Annotated in this window: 10 protein-coding genes; 5 read left to right on the top strand and 5 right to left on the bottom strand. The window is 61.0% G+C overall.

Annotated features, from left to right (window positions below):
- Window positions 1–35: 35 nt before the first annotated feature.
- The 3 genes from J0X19_RS15720 to J0X19_RS15710 form a co-directional block, all read right to left on the bottom strand.
- Window positions 36–1712, bottom strand: a complete 1677-nt coding sequence (locus tag J0X19_RS15720) for a GMC family oxidoreductase (protein WP_206985341.1) — start codon at window positions 1710–1712, stop codon at window positions 36–38.
- 122 nt (window positions 1713–1834) lie between these two features.
- Window positions 1835–2428 carry a gluconate 2-dehydrogenase subunit 3 family protein gene (locus tag J0X19_RS15715; protein WP_242582780.1) on the bottom strand — a complete coding sequence of 198 codons (594 nt, stop codon included), beginning with the start codon at window positions 2426–2428 and terminating at the stop codon, window positions 1835–1837.
- A gap of 311 nt (window positions 2429–2739) precedes the next feature.
- Window positions 2740–5739, bottom strand: a complete 3000-nt coding sequence (locus tag J0X19_RS15710; protein ID WP_206985340.1) for a glycosyltransferase family 117 protein — start codon at window positions 5737–5739, stop codon at window positions 2740–2742.
- A 335-nt stretch (window positions 5740–6074) separates the two neighbouring features.
- On the opposite strand from J0X19_RS15710, the gene J0X19_RS15705 reads away from it, so the two are divergent.
- Together J0X19_RS15705 and J0X19_RS15700 are read left to right on the top strand one after the other, a co-directional pair.
- The gene (locus tag J0X19_RS15705; RefSeq protein ID WP_206985339.1) at window positions 6075–7469 is read left to right on the top strand and encodes a sensor histidine kinase; all 1395 of its coding nucleotides are present in this window, start codon (window positions 6075–6077) and stop codon (window positions 7467–7469) included.
- A 241-nt stretch (window positions 7470–7710) separates the two neighbouring features.
- On the top strand, window positions 7711–8391 hold the full coding sequence (locus tag J0X19_RS15700; RefSeq protein ID WP_206985338.1) for a response regulator transcription factor: 681 nt from the start codon (window positions 7711–7713) through the stop codon (window positions 8389–8391).
- A 183-nt stretch (window positions 8392–8574) separates the two neighbouring features.
- Here the strand turns inward: J0X19_RS15700 and J0X19_RS15695 are convergent, their stop codons facing one another.
- Window positions 8575–10734: a glycoside hydrolase family 97 protein gene (locus tag J0X19_RS15695; protein ID WP_242582777.1), complete on the bottom strand. Its 2160-nt coding sequence runs from the start codon at window positions 10732–10734 to the stop codon at window positions 8575–8577.
- A 326-nt stretch (window positions 10735–11060) separates the two neighbouring features.
- On the opposite strand from J0X19_RS15695, the gene J0X19_RS15690 reads away from it, so the two are divergent.
- The gene (locus tag J0X19_RS15690; protein ID WP_206985337.1) at window positions 11061–11906 is read left to right on the top strand and encodes a helix-turn-helix domain-containing protein; all 846 of its coding nucleotides are present in this window, start codon (window positions 11061–11063) and stop codon (window positions 11904–11906) included.
- A gap of 236 nt (window positions 11907–12142) precedes the next feature.
- On the opposite strand, the gene J0X19_RS15685 is transcribed toward J0X19_RS15690, so the two are convergent.
- Window positions 12143–12988 carry an SDR family oxidoreductase gene (locus J0X19_RS15685; RefSeq protein ID WP_394369120.1) on the bottom strand — a complete coding sequence of 282 codons (846 nt, stop codon included), beginning with the start codon at window positions 12986–12988 and terminating at the stop codon, window positions 12143–12145.
- Window positions 12989–13425: 437 nt separating this feature from the next.
- Here J0X19_RS15685 and J0X19_RS15680 point away from each other — a divergent pair, with 437 nt between their 5' ends.
- Both J0X19_RS15680 and J0X19_RS15675 read left to right on the top strand, forming a co-directional pair.
- Window positions 13426–15342 (top strand): peptide-N-glycosidase F-related protein, encoded by a 1917-nt coding sequence (locus tag J0X19_RS15680; protein WP_206985335.1) that lies wholly within the window; start codon window positions 13426–13428, stop codon window positions 15340–15342.
- Between the two features lie 222 nt (window positions 15343–15564).
- Window positions 15565–19584, top strand: coding sequence for a T9SS type A sorting domain-containing protein (locus J0X19_RS15675; protein WP_206985333.1), 4020 nt, complete (start codon window positions 15565–15567; stop codon window positions 19582–19584).
- The last annotated feature ends 7 nt before the right edge of the window (window positions 19585–19591 follow it).

Genomic DNA, 19591 nt, shown 5'->3' with positions numbered 1-19591 from the left:
GAATAGCCTAAGCACCAAGCACTAGGCACGAAGCACTACCGGAGGCTGGCCAAAAACTTGTCGGCGGTGCGCAGGCTGAGGGCCATAATGGTGAGGGCCGGGTTTACGCTGAGGGCACTAGGAAACACCGAGTTGTCGCAGATATACAGGTTAGGTACGTCGAAAGCCCTACCATCCGGATTTACCACCGCGTCGTCGCCACTCTTGCCCATGCGGGCCGTGCCAATGACGTGGGCATACCGCTCGAACGCCCAGATGTCGGTGGCGCCGGCGGCTTCCCAGATCCGGCGCATCAGCTTCTCGGCGTGGCGGTTCATGCGCTGCTCGTTTTCCTGGGCCGTGAAGTGCAGGCGCGGCTTGGGCAGCCCGCGGGCGTCCTTCTCGTCGCTGAGCTCCAGGAAGTTGCTGGCGTGGGGCAGACAGTCGCCGAGGATGTTGATGCCGGCAATGTGGTTGTAGCTGCGCATGTAGTCGCGCAGGGCCGGGCCCCACAGCTTACGGCCGCGCGCCATCTGGGAGGCAAACGTAACGGGCATCACCCCAATACTTTGCAGCAGATAGCCACCCGCAAAATCGGCGTCTTTGGGTCGGTGGGTGTCCTCTGAAATCAGCCCGCCGGGAATGCCTTTGTAAGGCCGGATATCCTCGGGGAAGGTACCCCATACCTGCACGCCGGGGTGGGCCATGAAGTGCTTGCCCACCTGCCCGCTGGTGAGGGCCAACTCGTTGAGCAGCAGCAGGCGGGGCGTTTCCACGGCCCCGGCACACAGGAACAGGTTTTTGCAGCGCTGCCGTACGGTCTGGCCGTACTGCTCGTACACCACGCCGGTAATACGGCCCTGCGCGTCGCGCTCAATTTCTGTCACGAAGGCATCGGCCCGGATTTCGGCGCCGTGCGCTTCGGCCAAGGGTAGGAACGTAACGTCCATGCTGGCCTTGGCGCCCACGTTGCAGCCGGCCTGGCAGAAGCCCCGGTTGGTGCAGGCTTCGCGCCAGCCAATACCCTCCTGGTAGTACCGCGCCGACAACGCCGCATTGGCCGCCGGCGAAGTTTGGATACCAAGTTGCGCGCACGCTTTTTGCATCAGCAAAGCCGCCCCGTTGAGGGGCAGCGGCGCCAGCGGGTAGCCTTTGCGGCGGCTCGGGTCCCAGGGGTAGGGCGTCGGGCCCGAGATGCCCATAAAGTGCTCCAGTTCTTCGTAGTACGGCTCCAACTCCTCGATGCCGAAAGGCCAGTCTACGCCCTGCCCGAACTCGGTGTGCAGCTTTAGGTCGCCGCGGTGGGCGCGGGGGGTGTAGGCGGTGTAGTGCAGCGTGGAGCCACCCACGCCGGTACCGGAGTTGTTGCGGCCAAATGCCACCGGGTTTTGGCCCGCCGATAACCGCTCGTCATTCCAAAACAGGAAGGCCTGGGCTTTTTCGTCGGTGGCGTAGTCCTTGCGGGCATCGTGGCGGGGGCCGGCTTCCAGGGCTACCACCTTTAGGCCGGCCATAGCCAGCCGGGCCAGTAGCGGCGCGCCGCCAGCCCCGGTGCCAATCACCACGCAGTCAACAATATCCGTGGGATTAGGTAGCGGGTTAGGCTGCTCTTCGCCGGTGGGCGCGGTGGCGGGGGTGCCGTTTTCTTCCAGTATAGCTTGCAGCAGCGGGTCCTGAATTTCCGGTTTCACGGGGTTCAGAACGCCTTCTTCGAGAACTTCTTCGTCGGGCATGTACGGTGAAATAGTGAGATAGTGAAATGGTGCGTTTAATGTTCTGATAAGTGAGCGAGTTTGATGTTCCGTCGGCGCAGTTAGCGCCGCTGAAACGGCTAACTCACTATTTCACCAGTTCACTATTTCACCTCTTCTGGTTCGCGGGCTTCTAGTTGTCCGGGTTGGATGTGGGGCCAGCCGGGCACGTCGGCCATGCCCACGTACCCGATTTCCTCCTGGGCCAGCGGGTGGGCGTAGTAGTTTTCGGTTAGCTCGGCCAGCATTTCCTCGAAAAACCGGGCAATGGGTAACTGTTGCCAGTTAGCGCCCGGCGCCGTGCCGGCCGCTACGGCTTCCAGCACGGCATCCTGCTGGGCTTCGGGCAGGCCAACGAACGGCTGCTGAAACAGGGCTTCGGCGGCTTGGTTGATGCCACCCAAACCCAGCCGGTAGGCTTCCCGGTCGGGGGGCATGGCATCGTAGCGCCAGCCGTCGGCTTTGCCTTCGGTGAGGCGCTCATCTATACCACCTACGATGTCGATGGGTTGGGCACGGTCGGACTGCGGGATGAGGCGGGCGGCTACGGCTTGCAGCAAGGCGTAGGTTTCGGGCTCGAAGAACTGCGGCTCGCGGGCCGGCGCATCCAGGCGGGCTTGCAGCGCGGCGCGGGTGGCAGGCGTGACCATATCCGTAGCCAACAGGGCCCGGACGGTTCCTTCAGGATAATTGCTCAAGCTTCTGAGTGCTAGTAGATGAAGAGTAGTGGCTGAGGGCGTTTGCGGCGCGGCACCTCAACAGTACTCTCATTACTATCAGGTGAGGTATTTAGTTATAATGCTGAGCGGTATTTTTTGAAATTCATGTACGTACCGATGCCACAACGCCCCCACCCGTCACCATGTATGGTTGCCGAGTGGGGGATGTGGTTGAACGATGTAGAGACGCATACTTGCGTCTCGTCGTCCGCGCCGCTTGGTCAATACACGCTAAACAACGTCAGCAACGACGAGACGCGAAGTGTCGCGTCTCTACACTGTTCTCCTGGCTATTGCTGCAAGTAAGGACGCAGGAGTTGGAATGCCTGGTTGGCGCGTTGCTCGTCGCCGGTTTGCTGGGCCGCCAAGTAGAGCTGCTGGGTGGTGGCGAGCTGCTGGCTCAGTTCCCGGTCGAAGAGGGCGTGGGCGGGGTTGCTGTAGTAGGTAAGGGCGCGTTGGGCGCGGTTGAACAGCAAGTCGAAAAGCTGGTTGGCGCGGGTTTGCTCCCCGCCCGCTACCAGGACTGGCAGCAGCTGCGCGGTGTTGTAATCATACGGAATGGCCTGGTCGGGCATGACGGCCAAGCACTTGTCGGCCAGCTTTTGGGCGGTGGCGGTGTCGCCGGCGGTTAAGTAGGCATTGGCCAGGCGGGCAAATTTTGCGCGATAGTTAACCGGGAACATCTGACTGTTTTCGTCGTGGAAAACGGCGGGGTTGTCGAGGCCCCGGTAGGCGAATTGCTGCATCAGGCGTTGGTAAAGCAGGTCTTTCTCCAGGTAGCCGGCTTCCTCGCGCGGGTCGTCGTGCGGGTTTTTCAGCGGCAGCACGCGCCAGGCCAGGCCTTCCAGCTGGAAATAGGCCTCGAGCCCCATGTGGTCTTCGGTGCGGGCCACGCTGGTAGCGAAGTACACGGGGCGTTTCCACTGGTTGGTGGCCAGAATGTCGAGCACGAACAGGTTGCGCTTTTCCATGGCGCCCTTGCCGATGTTGAACTCCATCTGCGGCACCAGATGCCCGCGCCGGCTGGGCGGGATGATGCCGAGCTGCTTAACGGCCGTGGTATCAACGGGCAGATAGAACTTGGGCGAGGGGAAGGAAAGCAGCGTAGGACCACCGTCGCCGTAGCTGACCTTGAGCAAGTCACTGTTGGCTTTCACTAACCCAATGAAATCTTGGACGTTAACGCTGCTCACGTTGGGGTTCTCGGCGTAGGGCAGATAGTCGTTGGTGCCTTGCCGGTACCGGTCCAGGGGCAGGGAAATGGGCAGCGGCTGCGACTTATACGAGCGGTTCATCATCTGCTGGATGTACCAGTCGGTATTCAGGTAGCTCAATACGGCCACGCGTACGTCGGTGCGCACGCCTTCCACTTCCTGGGCGTACCAGAGCGGGAAGGTGTCGTTGTCGCCGTTGGTGAACAGGATGGCGTTGGGGGCGCAGGAGTTCAGCAGGTTCCTGGCCGCATCCACCGACGTGAACCGGTCGGACCGGTTATGGTCGTCCCAGCCTTCGGCCAGTAGGATGCCCGGTACCACCAAGCCCAGCAGCAAGGCCACGGCGGCGCGGGTGGCATCGGCTTTTAGTGCCCGTTTCAGGGCCTCGGCCAGCGCCAGTACGCCCAGCCCAATCCAGATGGCAAAGGCGTAGGTGGCCCCCGTGAAGGTGTAGTCCCGCTCCCGCGGCTCCAGGGGCGGCTGATTGAGATACACGATGATAGCCAGGCCGGTGAACAGGAACAACAGCCCCACTACCAGCGCGTTGCGGGAGTCGCGGCGCACTTGGTACACGAGGCCCAGCACCCCGAGCAGCAGCGGCAAGGCCAGAAAATTGTTGCGGGCTTTGCTGTCGGCTACCCGTTCGGGCAGGGCTTCGGGGCTAGCTGTGGGCCACAGCACGCCGGCGTGCTGGATGTCACTTTCACGGCCCACGTAGTTCCAGAGGAAATAGCGCCAGAACATGTGGCCCATCTGGTAGCGGAACAGAAACGACAGGTTCTCACCCATCGTCGGCTTCACCCCTTCCTGAATGTCAACCCACTGCCGGTAGGCCGCCGCCCGCTGGGCGACGGTGGTGCTGCCGTCGGCGTACAGGCGGGGCAGCAGCATTTTGTCTTCGGGGCGGTAAATCAGTTCCTGGCGCTGCTCGGCCACCACGTACTGCTGGCCTTCGCGCACGTAGCGGGGGCCGGCATCTTCCTGGGCAATGGGCTGGGCGAATACGTGCGGGCCGTAGAGCAAGGGCCGGGAGCCGTACTGCTCGCGCTTGAGGTAGCTCACAAAGCTGAGCACGTCGCGCGGGCCGTTCTGGTTGATAGTGGGCTGGTAGCTACTGCGAATCGGCACAATCAGGTAGCATGAGTAGCCAATCAGGATGAAGGTAAAACTCAACATGGCCGTGTTCAGCAGCCGCGACTTGCGCCGGTACGACTGCCGGAACCCGAGCACCAACAAGCCCACCAGCAGCAGCACAAACCCCACCACACCCGAGTTGAACGGCAGCCCCAATACGTTGACAAAGAACACCTCGAAGCTCCCCGCCAACGACGGCAGCCCCGGAATGACGCCCACCAGCACCACCCCCACTATTACGCTGCTAATCAGCAAGGTAAGCACGCTGCCCCACAGCGTGGGCGTGGCTTGCCGCCGGTGGTAGTACAGCAGCCCCAGCGCCGGAATAGTCACCAAGTTCAGGAGGTGTACCCCAATGCTCAGGCCGATAACGTAGGCAATGAGCACCAGCCACTTGTCGGAGTCGTGCTCGTCGGCGCGGTTTTCCCACTTCAGCATCAGCCACACCACCGCCGCCGTGCACAACGCCGACATGGCGTACACCTCGGCTTCCTCGGCATTGAACCAGAAGGAATCGGAAAAGGCAAAGGCCAGCGCCCCCACTACCCCTGCTGCCTGCATCAGTAGCGCCTGGCCGCGGGTGGGCACGGGCCGCGCGGGGCTGGTGGGCGCAGGGCGAGGCAGCACCAGCTTGCCGGCCAGCAGCGTGATGCTCCAGAACAGAAACAGCACCGCAAACGCGCTGCTCAGCGCCGACAGCGTGTTGATGAGCACCGCCACCTTGCTGGTGTCGCCGAAGCTGAACAGGGAAAACAGCCGGCCCAGCAGCAAGAACAACGGGGCGCCGGGCGGGTGCGGCACCAGCAGCTTGTAGGAACAGGCAATGAACTCGCCACAGTCCCAGAACGAAGCCGTGGGCTCCAACGTCAGCAGATAGACCACGGTGGCCACCGCAAACACCAGCCAGCCCACCAGATTATTTAAACGCGCATACGAACCCATACAAACAGCAGTAAACCACGCCAACCGTGGGCAGCTGATGTGGAGGGAAGCTGCGGGAGCAAAGGACCGCTAGGGGGGTGTAAACGACTGTTATTTTGTGTTAATGATTGTTAAGCGCTTGGTCGGGCCCGGCCAGCCCCGTACTTTTCACTATGGCTGTCGTTCCGGCGGTGGACCTCACCCCCTAGCCCCCTCTCCAAAAGAGAGGGGACTAACCTCTAGTTTTTTAGAGCTAGAATCTAAAGCTAGTTCCCCCTCTCTTTTGGAGAGGGGGCTAGGGGGTGAGGTTCCCGTGGTGGGCGGCTTTTCAATTTGAATTCTCCTTGCCCCCGCGTATGAAAAGTCGCCTGCGTATTATCTTCTGGCTGATGAGTTTATGTATGCTGGGCATCAACGGATTCCAGGCGTACTGGCTCTACACCACCTACCAGCTGACGGCCACCCAGTTCACGCGCACGGCGCACGAGGCGCTGCTGTCGGTGGTGCAGCAACAGCAGCTGGCCGAAGTCCGGGCGCTGCTCCAACCCACCGTCCCTGGCCAGGCGTACGGCCAAGTGGCCTTGCCCATGCAGCGCCTCAACGACGCAGACCGCGCCCAGCTGCGGCAGTTGCTCCAGGCCGGCGGCCGGGAACGGGCTACCCCGCTCGCCACGTACCGCCAGGATGATAGTGTGGCCCAGGCGTTTCTGCAATTTCTGCTGCGCAACGCCGACCACCAGCCCACGCTCAACCTCTCGCGCCTCGCCACCGCCTACCAGGCCGAATTGCGGCAGCGCGGCGCCGAAGCTGCTTTCCTTTTCGATACCGTAGCCACGGCCGCCGCCCGGCGCCAAAAGCCTGTGCCGGCCGGCTACTCCGTGCAGACGCCCGCCGTGGTGTTGCCTGCGCTGCCGGGCGTGGCCATTCGGGCCAGCTTCGAGTTGCCGTGGCCCTACGCCTTGCACCGCATGGGCGGGCTGCTGGCGGGCTCGTTGGGGTTGCTGTGCATCACTACGGCGTGCTTTGCCTTGATGCTGTCCACGATTCTGCGGCAGAAGAAGCTGTCGGAAATCCGGGAAGACTTCATCAACAACATGACCCACGAGTTGAAAACGCCCATTGCCACGGTATCGGCCGCAGTAGAGGCGTTGCAGCACTTCGGGGCCCTCCAGAACCCGCAGAAAACTCAGACCTACCTCGCCATTTCGCAGCAGGAATTGCAGCGCCTGTCGGGCCTCGTTGACCATGTGCTGCACATGGCCGTGGCCGAGCGCCAGCCGCTCCGCCTGGAACCCGAAACCGTGCGCCCCGCCGAGCTGGTGGCCGAACTAGTGCAGCAACACCAGCTTACCACCACCAAAGCCGTGCGCTTCGCCGTGGACGTCGATTCGGCGGCCATCCGCTGCGACCGGCTGCACCTGCGCAACGTCATCAGCAACCTCATCGACAACGCCATCAAGTACTCCCGCGAGCAGGTCACGATTACCATCCAGGGCCAGCCCGAAACTACCGGCTGGCGCCTCACCGTAGCTGATGATGGCATCGGGATTCCGACTAGCTACCAGCCTGCCGTCTTCGATAGGTTTTTTCGGGTACCAACGGGTAACCTGCACCCCGTCAAGGGCTTCGGACTAGGCTTGTACTACGTGCGGCAGGTGATAGAGCGGCACGGCGGCCGGTTGCAGCTTCGTAGTGAGCCAGGCAGCGGCAGCGCGTTTTCGTTCTGGCTGCCGGGGTTTGAGAGCTTATAGCGGTTTCATGAACGGTCAACCCGGCTGCTGTAGAGACGCGTATTCGCGTCTGGTCGGCCGCGCCGGCTGTACGATTTCGTTCGACGATGAGACGCGAATACGCGTCTCTACATCGGGTATCTACGGTTCGCGAAACCGCTATAGAAGTGAGAAGCTAGAATTTAATAAGTAGCCTAGCGACCTACTGCCCTCCTATTTCTAAGTTCTAAGCTCTAGCTTCTCACTTCTAAGTTCTAAATACATGGCAACTGTTCTGCTGGTCGAAGACGAAGCCGCCTTGGCGCTCATCATCAAGGATAGCCTGGAAATGCGCGGCTTCACGGTGCAGCACGCCGCCGACGGCGCCCAGGGCTTGCGCCTATTTCGGCAGCAACCGCCCGACATTGTGGTGGCCGACGTGATGATGCCGCAGCTCGATGGTTTCTCGCTGGGCAAGCAGCTCCGGCAGGAAAACGCCACCGTCCCGCTCATTTTCCTCACGGCTCTCTCCCAACCCGCCGATGTGGTGCGCGGCTTCGAGCTGGGTGGCAACGACTACCTCCGCAAGCCCTTCAGCATGGACGAGCTGATTGTGCGCATCCAGGCCCAGCTCAACCGCACCGCCGCACCCAGCGCCACCACTGCCACCGAACCGCTCCGCATCGGCCGCTACGTATTCGCCTACACCCAGCAGCGCCTGCGCCTAGCCGACACCGAAATCGAGCTAACTAACCGTGAGGCAGAGCTACTCAAGCGCCTCCACGACCACCGCAACCAGGTGTTGGAGCGCTCCACCGTACTGCTAGAACTCTGGGGCCAAGACCATTTCTTCAACGGCCGCAGCCTCGACGTCTTCGTGACCCGCCTGCGCCGCTACCTCCGCGCCGACCCGCAAGTGCAAATCCTCAACGTCCGCGGCATCGGCTACAAGCTGATTTGCTGAGGATAAGCGGAGAATAGTAAGCATCTAGACATCAACACCCTAAAAGGCCGTCATTCCGAGCTTGTCGAGGAATCTCGCGTGCTAACGTCAGGGTTACTACCACAACCTCAGCACGCGAGATTCCTCGGCAAGCTCGGAATGACGGCCTTTTAACTAGGAATCTGTGCTATTCTTCCCAGCTACCTACCGCGCGGCTCCGGCCTCCATAATGCTGATGGCGTAGCCACCGCCTGGGGCGCAGTATTGGCTTAGCTTGGACTTGCTGGTTACGTTCATCTTGCGGATGGCGTAGGCTTGCGGGTTCTTCTCGTAGTGCGCGTTCTTGGCGTCGGCGTAGACGGTGGCCACGTACTTCTTGCTGGGGTCGAGGAAGCTCAGGTTGATTTTCGAGGTGCGACCCTGCTCGTCACAGGTGCTGCCGACAAACCAGCTGGTCTTGCCTTTGGCTTTGCGGGCGTAGGTGATGTAGTCGCCGGGTTCGGCTTCCAATACTTTGGTGTCGTCCCAATCCACGGCTACGTCCTTGATGAACTGGAAAGCGTCGAGGTGCTGGTTGTAGGTTTCGGGCAGGTCGGCGGCCATTTGCAGGGGGCTGTACATGGTTACGTACAGGGCCAGCTGCCGGGCCAGGGTGCTGTGCACGAAGGAGGTATTCTGCGGGTTGTAGGCGCTGACCTTGGTTTGGAAGATGCCCGGCGTGTAGTCCATGGGGCCGCCAATGAGGCGCGTGAAGGGCAGAATGGTGGTGTGGTCGGCGTTGTTGCCACCGAAGGCCTCGTACTCGGTGCCGCGGGCGGCTTCGTTGCCAATCAGGTTGGGGAAGGTACGGGCCAGGCCGGTGGGGCGCACGGCTTCGTGGCCGTTCACCATGATTTTATGCTCGGCCGCTTTTTCCAGCACGTACTGGTAGTGGTTGTTCACCCACTGGTCGTAGTGGTGGTGGCCCAGCGGCACAATGTCGCCGACGTAGCCAGTTTTCACGGCGTTGTAGCCGTACTTGTTCATGAACTGAAAGGCAGAGTCCAGGTGCCGCTCGTAGTTGCGCACCGAGCCCGAGGTTTCGTGGTGCATGATGATGCGCACGTTCTTGCTGGCGGCGTAGCGGTTCAGCTCCACCACGTCGAAGTCGGGGTAAGGCGTCACGAAGTCGAACACGTAGTCTTTGTGCTTGCCGAACCAGTCTTCCCAGCCGGTGTTCCAGCCTTCCACCAGCACGGCGTCGAAACCGTGTTTGGCGGCAAAATCAATGTACTCCTTCACGTGGGCGTTGTTGGCGCCGTGGGTGCCGTTGGGCTTCACCTTGCTGTAGTCGATGGAGTCGAGCTTGATATTCTCCTGGTTGGTGTATGACCAAGTGCTCTTGCCGGTAATCATCTCCCACCACACGCCCACGTACTTCACCGGTTTAATCCACGACACGTCCTTGAATTTGGTGGGCTCGTTGAGGTTCAGCACCAGCTTGGATTCCAGAATATCACCGGCTTTGTCGCTCACGATTACAGTGCGCCAAGGTGAGTTGGCCGGCGTCTGAATCAGGCCTTTGTCGCCCACGGCGTCGGGCGTCAGGTGCGAGGTCAGCACGAAGCTTTGGTCGTCCAGCTCCAGGTGCATAGCCGAGTAGTCGATGAGGGCCGCCTCGTGAATGTTGATGTACAGGCCGTCTTTGCTCTTAAGCATTAGCGGGGTTTGCACGCCCGTGGCCGAGAAAGGCGTTTGCGAAGCGTTGGGCGTGGTGGCCGCCTTCATCTTGCCCCGTATTTCCGACAGGTTACTCGTTACGGTGCTGTACTCCTGGGTGTCGTAGTCGCCGGGCAGCCAGAAGGCTTTGTGGTCACCGGCCAGGGCAAACTGGGTGCGCTCCTCCTTGATGGTGAAGTAGTCGAGCTTGGGCTGACGCGGAAACTCGTAGCGCAAACCCAGCCCGTCGTCGAACACCCGGAAGCGCACCAGGAGGGTACGCTGGGTGGCGGCCTGGGTGAGCGTCACGGCCAGCTCGTTGTAGTGGTTGCGGATGGTTTTCACCTCGCCCCACACCGGCTGCCAGGTTTCGTTGAAGGTGGCTTGCTTGGTGCCGGCCACGGCAAACCCGCTGGTAAGGGCCGGCGCATTTTTCAGCTCCAGGCCTAGTTTGCTGGGTTTGATAACCTCGCGGCCTTTGTAGGTGAGGCGGTAGGTGGGCACCCCGTCGGCTTGCAGGGCAAAGGTGAGCGTCAGGTTGGCGTTGGGCGATTTTATTTCCTGAGCAGCAGCCGTTTGCCAAAGCAAACCAACGCAGAGCAGGAGCAGCAACCAAGGGGCTTTGCGGCCAGATGTTGACGCTTGAAAGAAGGAGTGATGCATCATGTGGGCAGAGTGGGAATGAACAACTGAGTGGGAAAGCAGAACAAGCAAGAAGCGCGTGGAGTTAGGCGCTGTTTAGTACGACGAGAGTAGCGCGGAAATCCGTTCCGCGACGAGCAACGCGAGTATCTGGTATTGCGCCAACGCGTAGGAACTCGCGTTGCTCGTCGCGGAACGGATTCCGCGCTACTCTCTATACAGCAAAAGCCCACAAAGTTGCAGCCGTTCCAGTTCCGGGGGTTAGGACGCAACTTGCTCGTTTTAGCACTATATTGTCCTGATTTTAGCTGAAATTGTCGATTCGGCTGGATAAGTGACTAAAACCACGCATGAAGATAGTCCGTGAGCATATCCTGCCCGACGCTGAAAGTTCGTTTCGCCTGCTGTCAACGCCTTGTGTGACGGACGTATTTTTCTGGCATTACCATCCCGAATACGAGCTGGCCTACATTGAGGGCGCCAACGGCACCCGCCATGTCGGCGACCATATTTCGCGCTACGAAGGCAGCGACTTGGTGTTCATTGGGCCCAACATTCCGCACCTGAATTTTGACTACGGTGTGGTAACGGAGCCGAAGAAGGTGGTGGTGCAGCTGAAAGATTATTTCCTAGGCGACGCCTTCCGGCAAACCCCTGAGTTTGCGGCCATTACTCAGCTGTTTGAGCGGGCCCGCCTGGGAGTTTCCTTTCATGGCGAAACCAAGCGCCGCATCGGCCAGCAGCTAGGGCAACTAACTGATATGGCGCCGTTTGAGCGGCTGCTGACCCTGCTGCGCATATTTCAGGAGCTAGCTCATAGCCCCGACCAGCAACTGCTACACGGGGAGGCCGTTACCAGTACGTACAACGTGCAGGAGCAGCAACGTATTCAGCGGGTGAGCGAAGTGGTAGCTGAGCACTACTCGCGCAAAATCGAGATTCAAGAGGTGGCCGCCCTCACCAACCTGACGGAAGCCGCTTTTTGCCGGTATTTCAAGCGCATTACTCGGCTTACGTTCACGCAGTTTCTCAACCAATACCGGGTGCACCAGGCCCAGAAGCTGTTGTTGCAGGACACTACCGTGTCGGAAGCGTGCTTTGCGTGTGGCTTCGAGAATCTGTCGTATTTCACCAAAACGTTCCGGCGGATTACCGGCGAGAATCCGTTGCAATTCAAGAAGCGCCACCGCGCCTGATTCGCAGCGGAAGGCAGCCGGATACCGGTGAGAATAACCTTGAAAGCGTCATTCCGAGCTGGTCGAGGAATCTCGCGTGCTGATGTTGGAGTCGTAACCCTGACGTCAGCACGCGAGATTCCTCGACCAGCTCGGAATGACGTTCTGTAAGAGGGCAGTCGTTATGCCGGGGTTAACGGTAAACCGCAGATTCGCTACTCATTCATTTAATCATCCAGTCATCCAGTCTATTCACTCTACTGGTCGGAACTCATTTTGCCACCGGTGACGTGCACCAGGCTGCCGGTCATGAAGGAACCATCTTGCGAGGCGAGCAGCACGTAGGCGGGCGCCAGCTCCTCGGGCTGGCCGGGGCGGGCCAGTGCCACTTCGTAGCCGAACTTCTCGATTTCCTCGCGGGGCATGGTCCCGGGGATGTTGGGCGTCCAGACGGGGCCAGGCACCACGCAGTTCACCCGAATGCCTTTCTCGCCGAGGTAGGTGGCCAGGCTTTTGGTAAGGGCGTGAATGGCCGACTTGGTGCAGGCGTAATCCACCAGAATCGGGATGCCGGTGAGGCCCACAATGCTGCCCGTGTTGATGATGCAGTCGTTTTCCTGGAGATGCGGAATGGCGGCCTGCGCCATCCAGATGTAGCCCAGAATGTTGGTATCAAAGGTGCGGCGGATTTGGTCTTCGGGAATGTCCTCGAACTTCTCCTGGCTCATCTGAAACGCGGCGTTGTTGACTAGGATATTGAGGCCACCCAGCTCGGCGCGGGTGCGGCGCACGGCCTGCTTGCACTGCTCCGGGTCGCGCACGTCGCTTTGGAGCAGAATGCAGCGGCGGCCCTGGGCTTCTACGAGGCGCTTGGTTTCTTCGGCATCCACCACGTTTTCATTGAAGAGCACGGCCACGTGGGCCCCTTCCATGGCAAAGGCCACGGCCACGGCCCGCCCAATGCCGGAGTCGGCGCCGGTAACCAGCGCAATCTTGTCCTGGAGCTTGGCGGCGGGGCGGTAGGTGCTGAAACTCATGCCGGGTTGCAGCTTCATATCAGCCTGCTTGGCCGGGTAAGGCAGCTTCTGGGCATGCTCCTTCATGTCTTTGGCCGTGGGGCGCTTCACGGGCTTGGGGGCCTCAGTTGCTTTGGCGGCTTTTTTGGCAGCCGGGGTAGCAGCGGGCTTCTGAGCGGTAGGTTTGCTGGATTCGTGGGACTCGGGCTTGGGAGTAGCTTTCTTGGCGGCCATGGCTGGGATAGTTGCAGTGTATAGTAAGGCTTACGCAAAAATTTGCTTCGCGTCGAGCCTGGCCCAGATTCTGTCTTTTCCAGTGGCAACAATTGGGGGCGCATGCTACCGCGCCGGCCGTTGGTTGGTATGCGGTACAATACGGTGACAAGACGCTCAACCCTGGCGAAAATCCACTCCAAACGGTTTTATATAACTTTATTTTTCAGCTGGTTACCATCAATTTTTGCTGGGTTTCGCTTAGTATTGCTGCCTTGAATATTCACCGTTCTCACTTTTCTATTTCGCGTATGCGTCAACCTCTACTCCTACTTCTTCTCTTCTTTGCGCTGCTGACCAGCACCCAGGCTTGGGCCGCCCCCGGCGACACCACCCGGGTTACGATCTTCAGCAACCGCCACATCACGCACTACGGCGACTTCGATACCACGGCGGTACTCCCCGCCGCGGGCCGCTACCGCAAAATTCGGCTGCACTATGTGCTCGGGCGCTACGCCTGTGAGCCGGGCACGCAATACTGCGGCTCCTGGGACTACACCACGCAGGTGCTGGTGCTGCCACCCGCCCACGACACGCTGGAAATTGCCCGCGTAATCACGCCTTACGCCTCCGACTGGCTTCAGCAAAACCGCAAGCACGACTACGTAATCGACGTAACCGACTACGCCTCGGTGCTGAAAGGCACCCGCACCATGCGCTACCGCTACGACGGCTACTCCTGGGGCTTCAGCCTGACCATGTACCTGGAGTATATTGAAGGCACGCCGCCGCGCGACGCCCTGGATGCCACCAACGTGTACAGCGGCTATTTTCCCTACGGCCGGGCCACCGAGCCCATTGAAAACCACTTGGTTGACAAGCCAGTAACTGCGGCTACCGGCGCGGCCTCGGCCCAGTTGAAAAGCACCGTTACGGGCCACGGCGCCGACGCCGGCAACTGCGCCGAGTTCTGCAACTTCACGTTCAACCTGCTGCTCGACAACAACCTCACCGAGCAACATCCGCTCTGGCGCAACAACTGCGGCCTCAACCAAGTGTATCCGCAAACTGGCACCTGGATTTACAACCGCGCCAATTGGTGCCCCGGCAACGCCGTAGACCCTATTTACGACGATTTAGGGCCGCTGCCCACGGCCGGCAGCCCGGCCCGCCGCGTGAACATCGATATGCCGCCCTACCAGCCCACCAACCAAACCAATGCCAACGCCGGCTACTACTGGCACACGCAGCTGGTGAGCTACAGCGCCCCCAACTTCCCGGTGGACGCTTCTTTGGAAGAAATCATTGCGCCCACCAACAACGAAAATTACTTCCGCGAAAACCCAGCCTGCGACGCAGCCCGCGTGATATTGCGCAACACCGGCAGTACCGCCCTCACCGCCGCTACCATCCGTTACCGCATCGACCAGGGCGCATGGCAAACCTACTCCTGGACCGGCAACCTGGCGTTTCTGGCCCAAACCGAGGTGACGCTGCCAGTAGCCGGCGGCATTGTTTCGACGCGGGCGTTGGGTACGTTTGAGGTAAACCTGGTGACAGCCAACGGCCAGCCCGACGCCAACACACTGAATAATACGTTGCGCAGCAAGTTCGTGCCCAATGCCGTGCTGCCCGCCAACGTGACGTTCTCCTTCACCACCAACAACAACACCCAAACTACCTGGCAGCTGTTTGATGCGCAAAACCAGGCGGTATCGGGCCGCGTGATTACCGCGCGCCAAACCACCTACAACGACGTGCAGAACCTAACGCCCGGCTGCTACCGCCTCGTTATCAACGACTCGGGCTGCGACGGGCTGAGCTGGTGGGCCAGCCCCAGTGCGGGCAGCGGCTCGTTCCGGCTGCTGACGGCCGTGGGCGGCTCTACTATCCGCACCTTCAACCCCGATTTTGGCTGCCAGTACGTGTACCGGTTCAGCGTGGCCGGGCCGCTGGCCACCCAACCGGGTTTGCCCGAAGCCAGCCTGAAGGTGTTCCCCAACCCATCGGCGGACGGCCGCTTTACCTTGGACTGGCACCTGAGCCAGCGCCAGACCGTGGGCGTGCGGGTGCTCGACGTAACCGGCCGCGTGGCCCACGCTACCAAGTTAGCCAACGTGCAGGCCACCGAATCGGCGCTTGATTTGCACCAGTTGCCGGCCGGGTTCTACACCCTGGAATGCACCACTACGGAAGGCGTAGCGCACCGGAGCATCATCATCCAGTAAGTAGTGCCCTCCACGGAGTTACTGCCGGCCCAGCTACCGTTTAGGTGGTTGGGCCGGTTTGCGTTTGGGGTGGCCAAGGAATTCCGAACTTCTCCTACCTTGTGAGGCTTACCCGCCGCTGTAGCTGAGGCCAAAATCTGCGCAAGCCGCTGACCATCATTCGTAAGCAACTGACATCTTCCCCTGTAGCCGACTCTTCTTCCACCCTTCCTTTCCATAGCTATGCATAAACTCTTTTACTCTTTACTGGCGCTGGGCATCAGCCACGGCGCTACGGCTCAGCTCACGGGCACCCGCACCATCGACCCGGCGGGTAGTGGCGCCAGCAACTACCCCACGTTTGCGGCGGCCGTGGCCGCCCTGAACGCGCAGGGCGTGGGCGCGGGCGGCGTAACGTTTCAAGTGAAAAGCGGCGCTACGTTTGCCGAGCTGGTTCCGGCCATTACAGCAAGTGGCACGGCTACTAACCCCATCATCTTTCGCAAAGACGGCACCCTGGCCAACCCCAAACTGCAAGGTACCGGCACCGGCACCACCGACGCGGCTGTAACTCTGAACGGTGCCGACTACGTGACCTTCGACGGCATCGACATCGACGATGCGGCTACTAACACCACGGGCGCGCAGCAGCTGGAATACGGCTTCCTGCTGACCAACGGCGCCACCCACAACACCATCCAGAACGCCACCGTGGATTTGACCCGCGGCAATGCCAACCGCACCAACGGGGTGTACGTGCAGGACGGCGGCAACAACCTGAACCGCTTCCTGTCGAACACGGTGCAGGACTGCTACTACGGCTACAACCTGGACGCCACCACCAGCGGCACCGACGACGGCAACGAAATAAACCAATTGCCGGGCGGCGCGCCCAGCCAGGTGCTCAACGTGGGGGCCGCGGCAGGCGGCGCTACGGGCATTGTGTACGGCATTTACCTACGCAGCCAGACCAATGCCCGCGTAGCCAACACCGACATTGCCACTCTCACCGGAGCCAGCGCGGTGTACGGCATCTACTCAACGGGGGCCAGCAATTCGGCTGATATTCTCGACAACCGGGTGCACGGCTTGGTAGGCACGGGTAGCACGTCGGCGGCGCAGGCCATTTTCGTGAACAGCGGGGTACTGCACCGGGTGGGCCGCAACCGCACCTATGATATTCTGTCGAGCGGGGCCAGCGGCTTTGCGTCGGGCATGGACATCAACGGGGGCACCACCAACTACGTGTTCAACAACTTCGTGTACGACGTGAAGGCGCCGGGCAGCACGGCGGGCACCTCGGTGCGGGCCCTGAGCTTCCGGGGTGGCACCAACAACTACTGCTACCACAACACGGTGGTGCTGACCTACGCCGCCACGGCCGCCTCCAACAAGAGCGGCGCGTTTTACATTTCCAGCGCCCCGCCGGTTGACTTGCGCAACAACATCTTCGTGAACCTAGTGACCGGGCTGCCGGCCGGCGGCGGTGGCGTGGCCGCGGCTTTCTTTAAGAGCACGGCGTCGGTAACCAACCTGTCGGCTACCTCGGGCAACAACCTGTTTTATGCCGGCACCCCGTCGGCGGAGAAGCCGATTTTCTACGGGGTGGCTACCACGCCGGCCGTAGACCAGACGCTGGCGCAGTACAAGCTGCGGGCCGCCCCTGCCGAACAGGGTTCGGTAACGGAAAACGTACCGTTTGTGAGTGCCCTCACCGACCCGCACATCCAGCCCGGCGCGGCCACCCAGGCGGAAAGTGGCGGCGGCTCCCTGGCGGCTTCTCCCCTGCCCGTCCCGACCGATATTGATGGCAACGCCCGCACCGTAGCTACTCCGGATATCGGGGCCGACGAAGGCACGTTTACCGCCGTGGACCTCACCGGCCCGACCATCAACTACCAGCCGCTCAGCAACACGGCCAGCACCGGCAACCGCACGCTAGCCACCCAGATAAATGATGCCTCTGGGGTGGATGCTACGGGGGGCAACGCGCCGCGGCTATACTACAAGAAAAGCACCGACGCCAACGTGTTTACGGCTCCCAACGACGCCACCGGCAACGGCTGGAAGTGGGTAACCCCAGGGCCGGCGCCGGGCACATTTATCTTGTTCACTATCGATGCCAGCAAGTTACGCTCCACCCCAGCCCTCGGTGACACCATCCAGTACTTTGTAGCGGCGCAGGACCGGAGCACACCGCCGAACGTGAGTGCCTCGCCCAGCGCGGGCTTTGTGGCTACCTCGGTGAGTGCCATTACCAGTGCTCCGGCGCGGCCGAATTTCTACCGGATTATTGGCGCGTTGAGCGGGGTGAAAACCGTGGGTACCGCCGCTACTGCCGACTACCCCACCCTGACGGCGGCCGTGGCGGCCGTAAACAGCAGTGAGTTGAGCGGGCCCCTCACGCTGCGCCTCCTGGATGCCACCTACCCCACTGAAACCTACCCGATTACCATTAACCCCAACCCCGGTTCCAGCGGCGTCAATACCATCACCATCAACTCGGGGCGGGCGGGGTTGTCCACAACTTCTTTTACGGCGCCGGCCAGCACCACCACGCCACTGCTCATCATTGATGCCGACTATGTTACCGTAACCGGGGAAGACGCGGGCAACTCCAGCAGCCGGTGGATTTCGTTTACCAACAATGGCACGGCTAGTAGCAGCGGCGCGCTGTTCGTATCGGGCAACAATGTGCTGCTGAGCCATCTGGACCTGAAAGCCGCCAGCCCGACTACCGCTTACGGCGTGGCGTTCAATGGCACGGCCAGCAGCCGCATTCGGCGCTCGGCCATCAGCCGGACGGCCACCGCCATCCAGACCCAAGCCAACTGCACTATTTTCATTGCCAACAACAACCTGATTGGCTCTACCGTGGCCGCCGACAAGGTGGGGGCCAGTGGCATTGTGGTACTGGCTACCAGTAGTTTTGAACTGTTCAACAACACCATTGCGGGCGTAACGCGGGCCAGCGGCGGGGCCGTGGCCGGCATTGTGGTAGGCACTACCAGCAGCAACGGCATCATTGCGGCCAACAACATTTCCGACATCACCCAAACCGCCGCCACTACTACTGATGCGTACGGCGCCTACGGAATCCGCCTTTCGGCAACCGGTAACGCGGCCGATATATTGGTGGTGAACAACCTGATTTCCGGCATCCAGGGTACCGGCGAAGATGATTACACGTTCACGCCGCACGGCATTTATATTTCATCGGGCGGCGGGTATAAGCTATACTACAACAGCATCTGGCTGACCGGCAACCTCCCCAACGGCACCACGCCCATTACGGCGGCCGTAGCCCTGAACACCGGTGTAACCGGCGTAGAATTGCTCAACAACATCCTCGCCAACGAGCAAACCACTACGGCTGCCGCCGGCAAAACCTATGCGCTGTACTCGGCCTCGGCCACTTCGCCCTTTAGCGTCATCGACAACAATGCCTACTCGGTGGTAGGCCCGAACAGCACGCTGGCCTACGTGAACGGGGCCGCCCGCCCTACGCTGGCGGCTTTGCGTACGGCTACCACTCAGGACCAGGCCAGCCTGGCTACGCGGGTGTACCTGCAAATCAACGTGCCGGGTATCCTCAACCCCGTTATCAACCGCAGTTGCAACCTTGATGGTCGCGCCCGGCCCATCCCAAACTTCCCGGTCGATTATTTGGGGGGCACCCGCAACCCCACCACCCCGGATATTGGCGCGCTTGAATTCACCCCGACTGTTCTGCCCGCGCCTACTGCCGCCAGCGTAACCGTTGATTTGGGCCAGCCAGTACCCCCGCTTACTGCTACGGCCAGCACCGGAACCGCCGGAACCCGCGTGTGGTACGGTGATGCCGCCCGCACCCAGCGCCTGTTTGCCGGCGACTCGTACGCTACCGGCCGCACGGCAGTTGGGGTGTACACTTACTACGTAGTCGATTCGGTGAATGCCTGCGTGAGCAGCAACACCACCGTTACGCTCACCATTCGGCAGCCGCAAGCCACCGTAGCTGCCCTACGCGACCTGAGTTTAAGCGTATTCCCGAATCCTGCTCTGGCCACACAGCCGCTCACGCTGGAAGTGCAAGGCCCGGCCCGCCTCATCGAAACCATGTTGCTGGATGCCCTCGGCCGCCCGGTGCATCAGCAGCTAGTGCGCCATGCCACGGGCACTTCCCGTACCGAGCTTGCGGTGCCTGGCTTAGCGCCTGGTATCTACCTGCTCCGGCTCAGTACCGAGGGCCAAACCACTAGCCGTCGGGTGGTGGTGGAGTAGGTGGGTG

The organism is Hymenobacter telluris (assembly GCF_017313265.1).
GTDB classification, from domain to species: domain Bacteria; phylum Bacteroidota; class Bacteroidia; order Cytophagales; family Hymenobacteraceae; genus Hymenobacter; species Hymenobacter telluris.
Note: the sequence above shows the minus strand (reverse complement) of the source record. Positions and strands in the feature narration are given on the sequence as shown.

Bases quoted from the DNA above. Each gene is read 5' to 3' on its own strand.
- J0X19_RS15720 (WP_206985341.1), bottom strand. From the start codon at position 1,712: ATGCCCGACGAAGAAGTTCTCGAAGAAGGCGTTCTGAACCCCGTGAAA.
- J0X19_RS15710 (WP_206985340.1), bottom strand. From the start codon at position 5,739: ATGGGTTCGTATGCGCGTTTAAATAATCTGGTGGGCTGGCTGGTGTTT.
- J0X19_RS15705 (WP_206985339.1), top strand. From the start codon at position 6,075: ATGAAAAGTCGCCTGCGTATTATCTTCTGGCTGATGAGTTTATGTATG.
- J0X19_RS15700 (WP_206985338.1), top strand. From the start codon at position 7,711: ATGGCAACTGTTCTGCTGGTCGAAGACGAAGCCGCCTTGGCGCTCATC.
- J0X19_RS15695 (WP_242582777.1), bottom strand. From the start codon at position 10,734: ATGATGCATCACTCCTTCTTTCAAGCGTCAACATCTGGCCGCAAAGCC.
- J0X19_RS15690 (WP_206985337.1), top strand. From the start codon at position 11,061: ATGAAGATAGTCCGTGAGCATATCCTGCCCGACGCTGAAAGTTCGTTT.
- J0X19_RS15685 (WP_394369120.1), bottom strand. From the start codon at position 12,988: ATGAAGGAGCATGCCCAGAAGCTGCCTTACCCGGCCAAGCAGGCTGAT.
- J0X19_RS15680 (WP_206985335.1), top strand. From the start codon at position 13,426: ATGCGTCAACCTCTACTCCTACTTCTTCTCTTCTTTGCGCTGCTGACC.
- J0X19_RS15675 (WP_206985333.1), top strand. From the start codon at position 15,565: ATGCATAAACTCTTTTACTCTTTACTGGCGCTGGGCATCAGCCACGGC.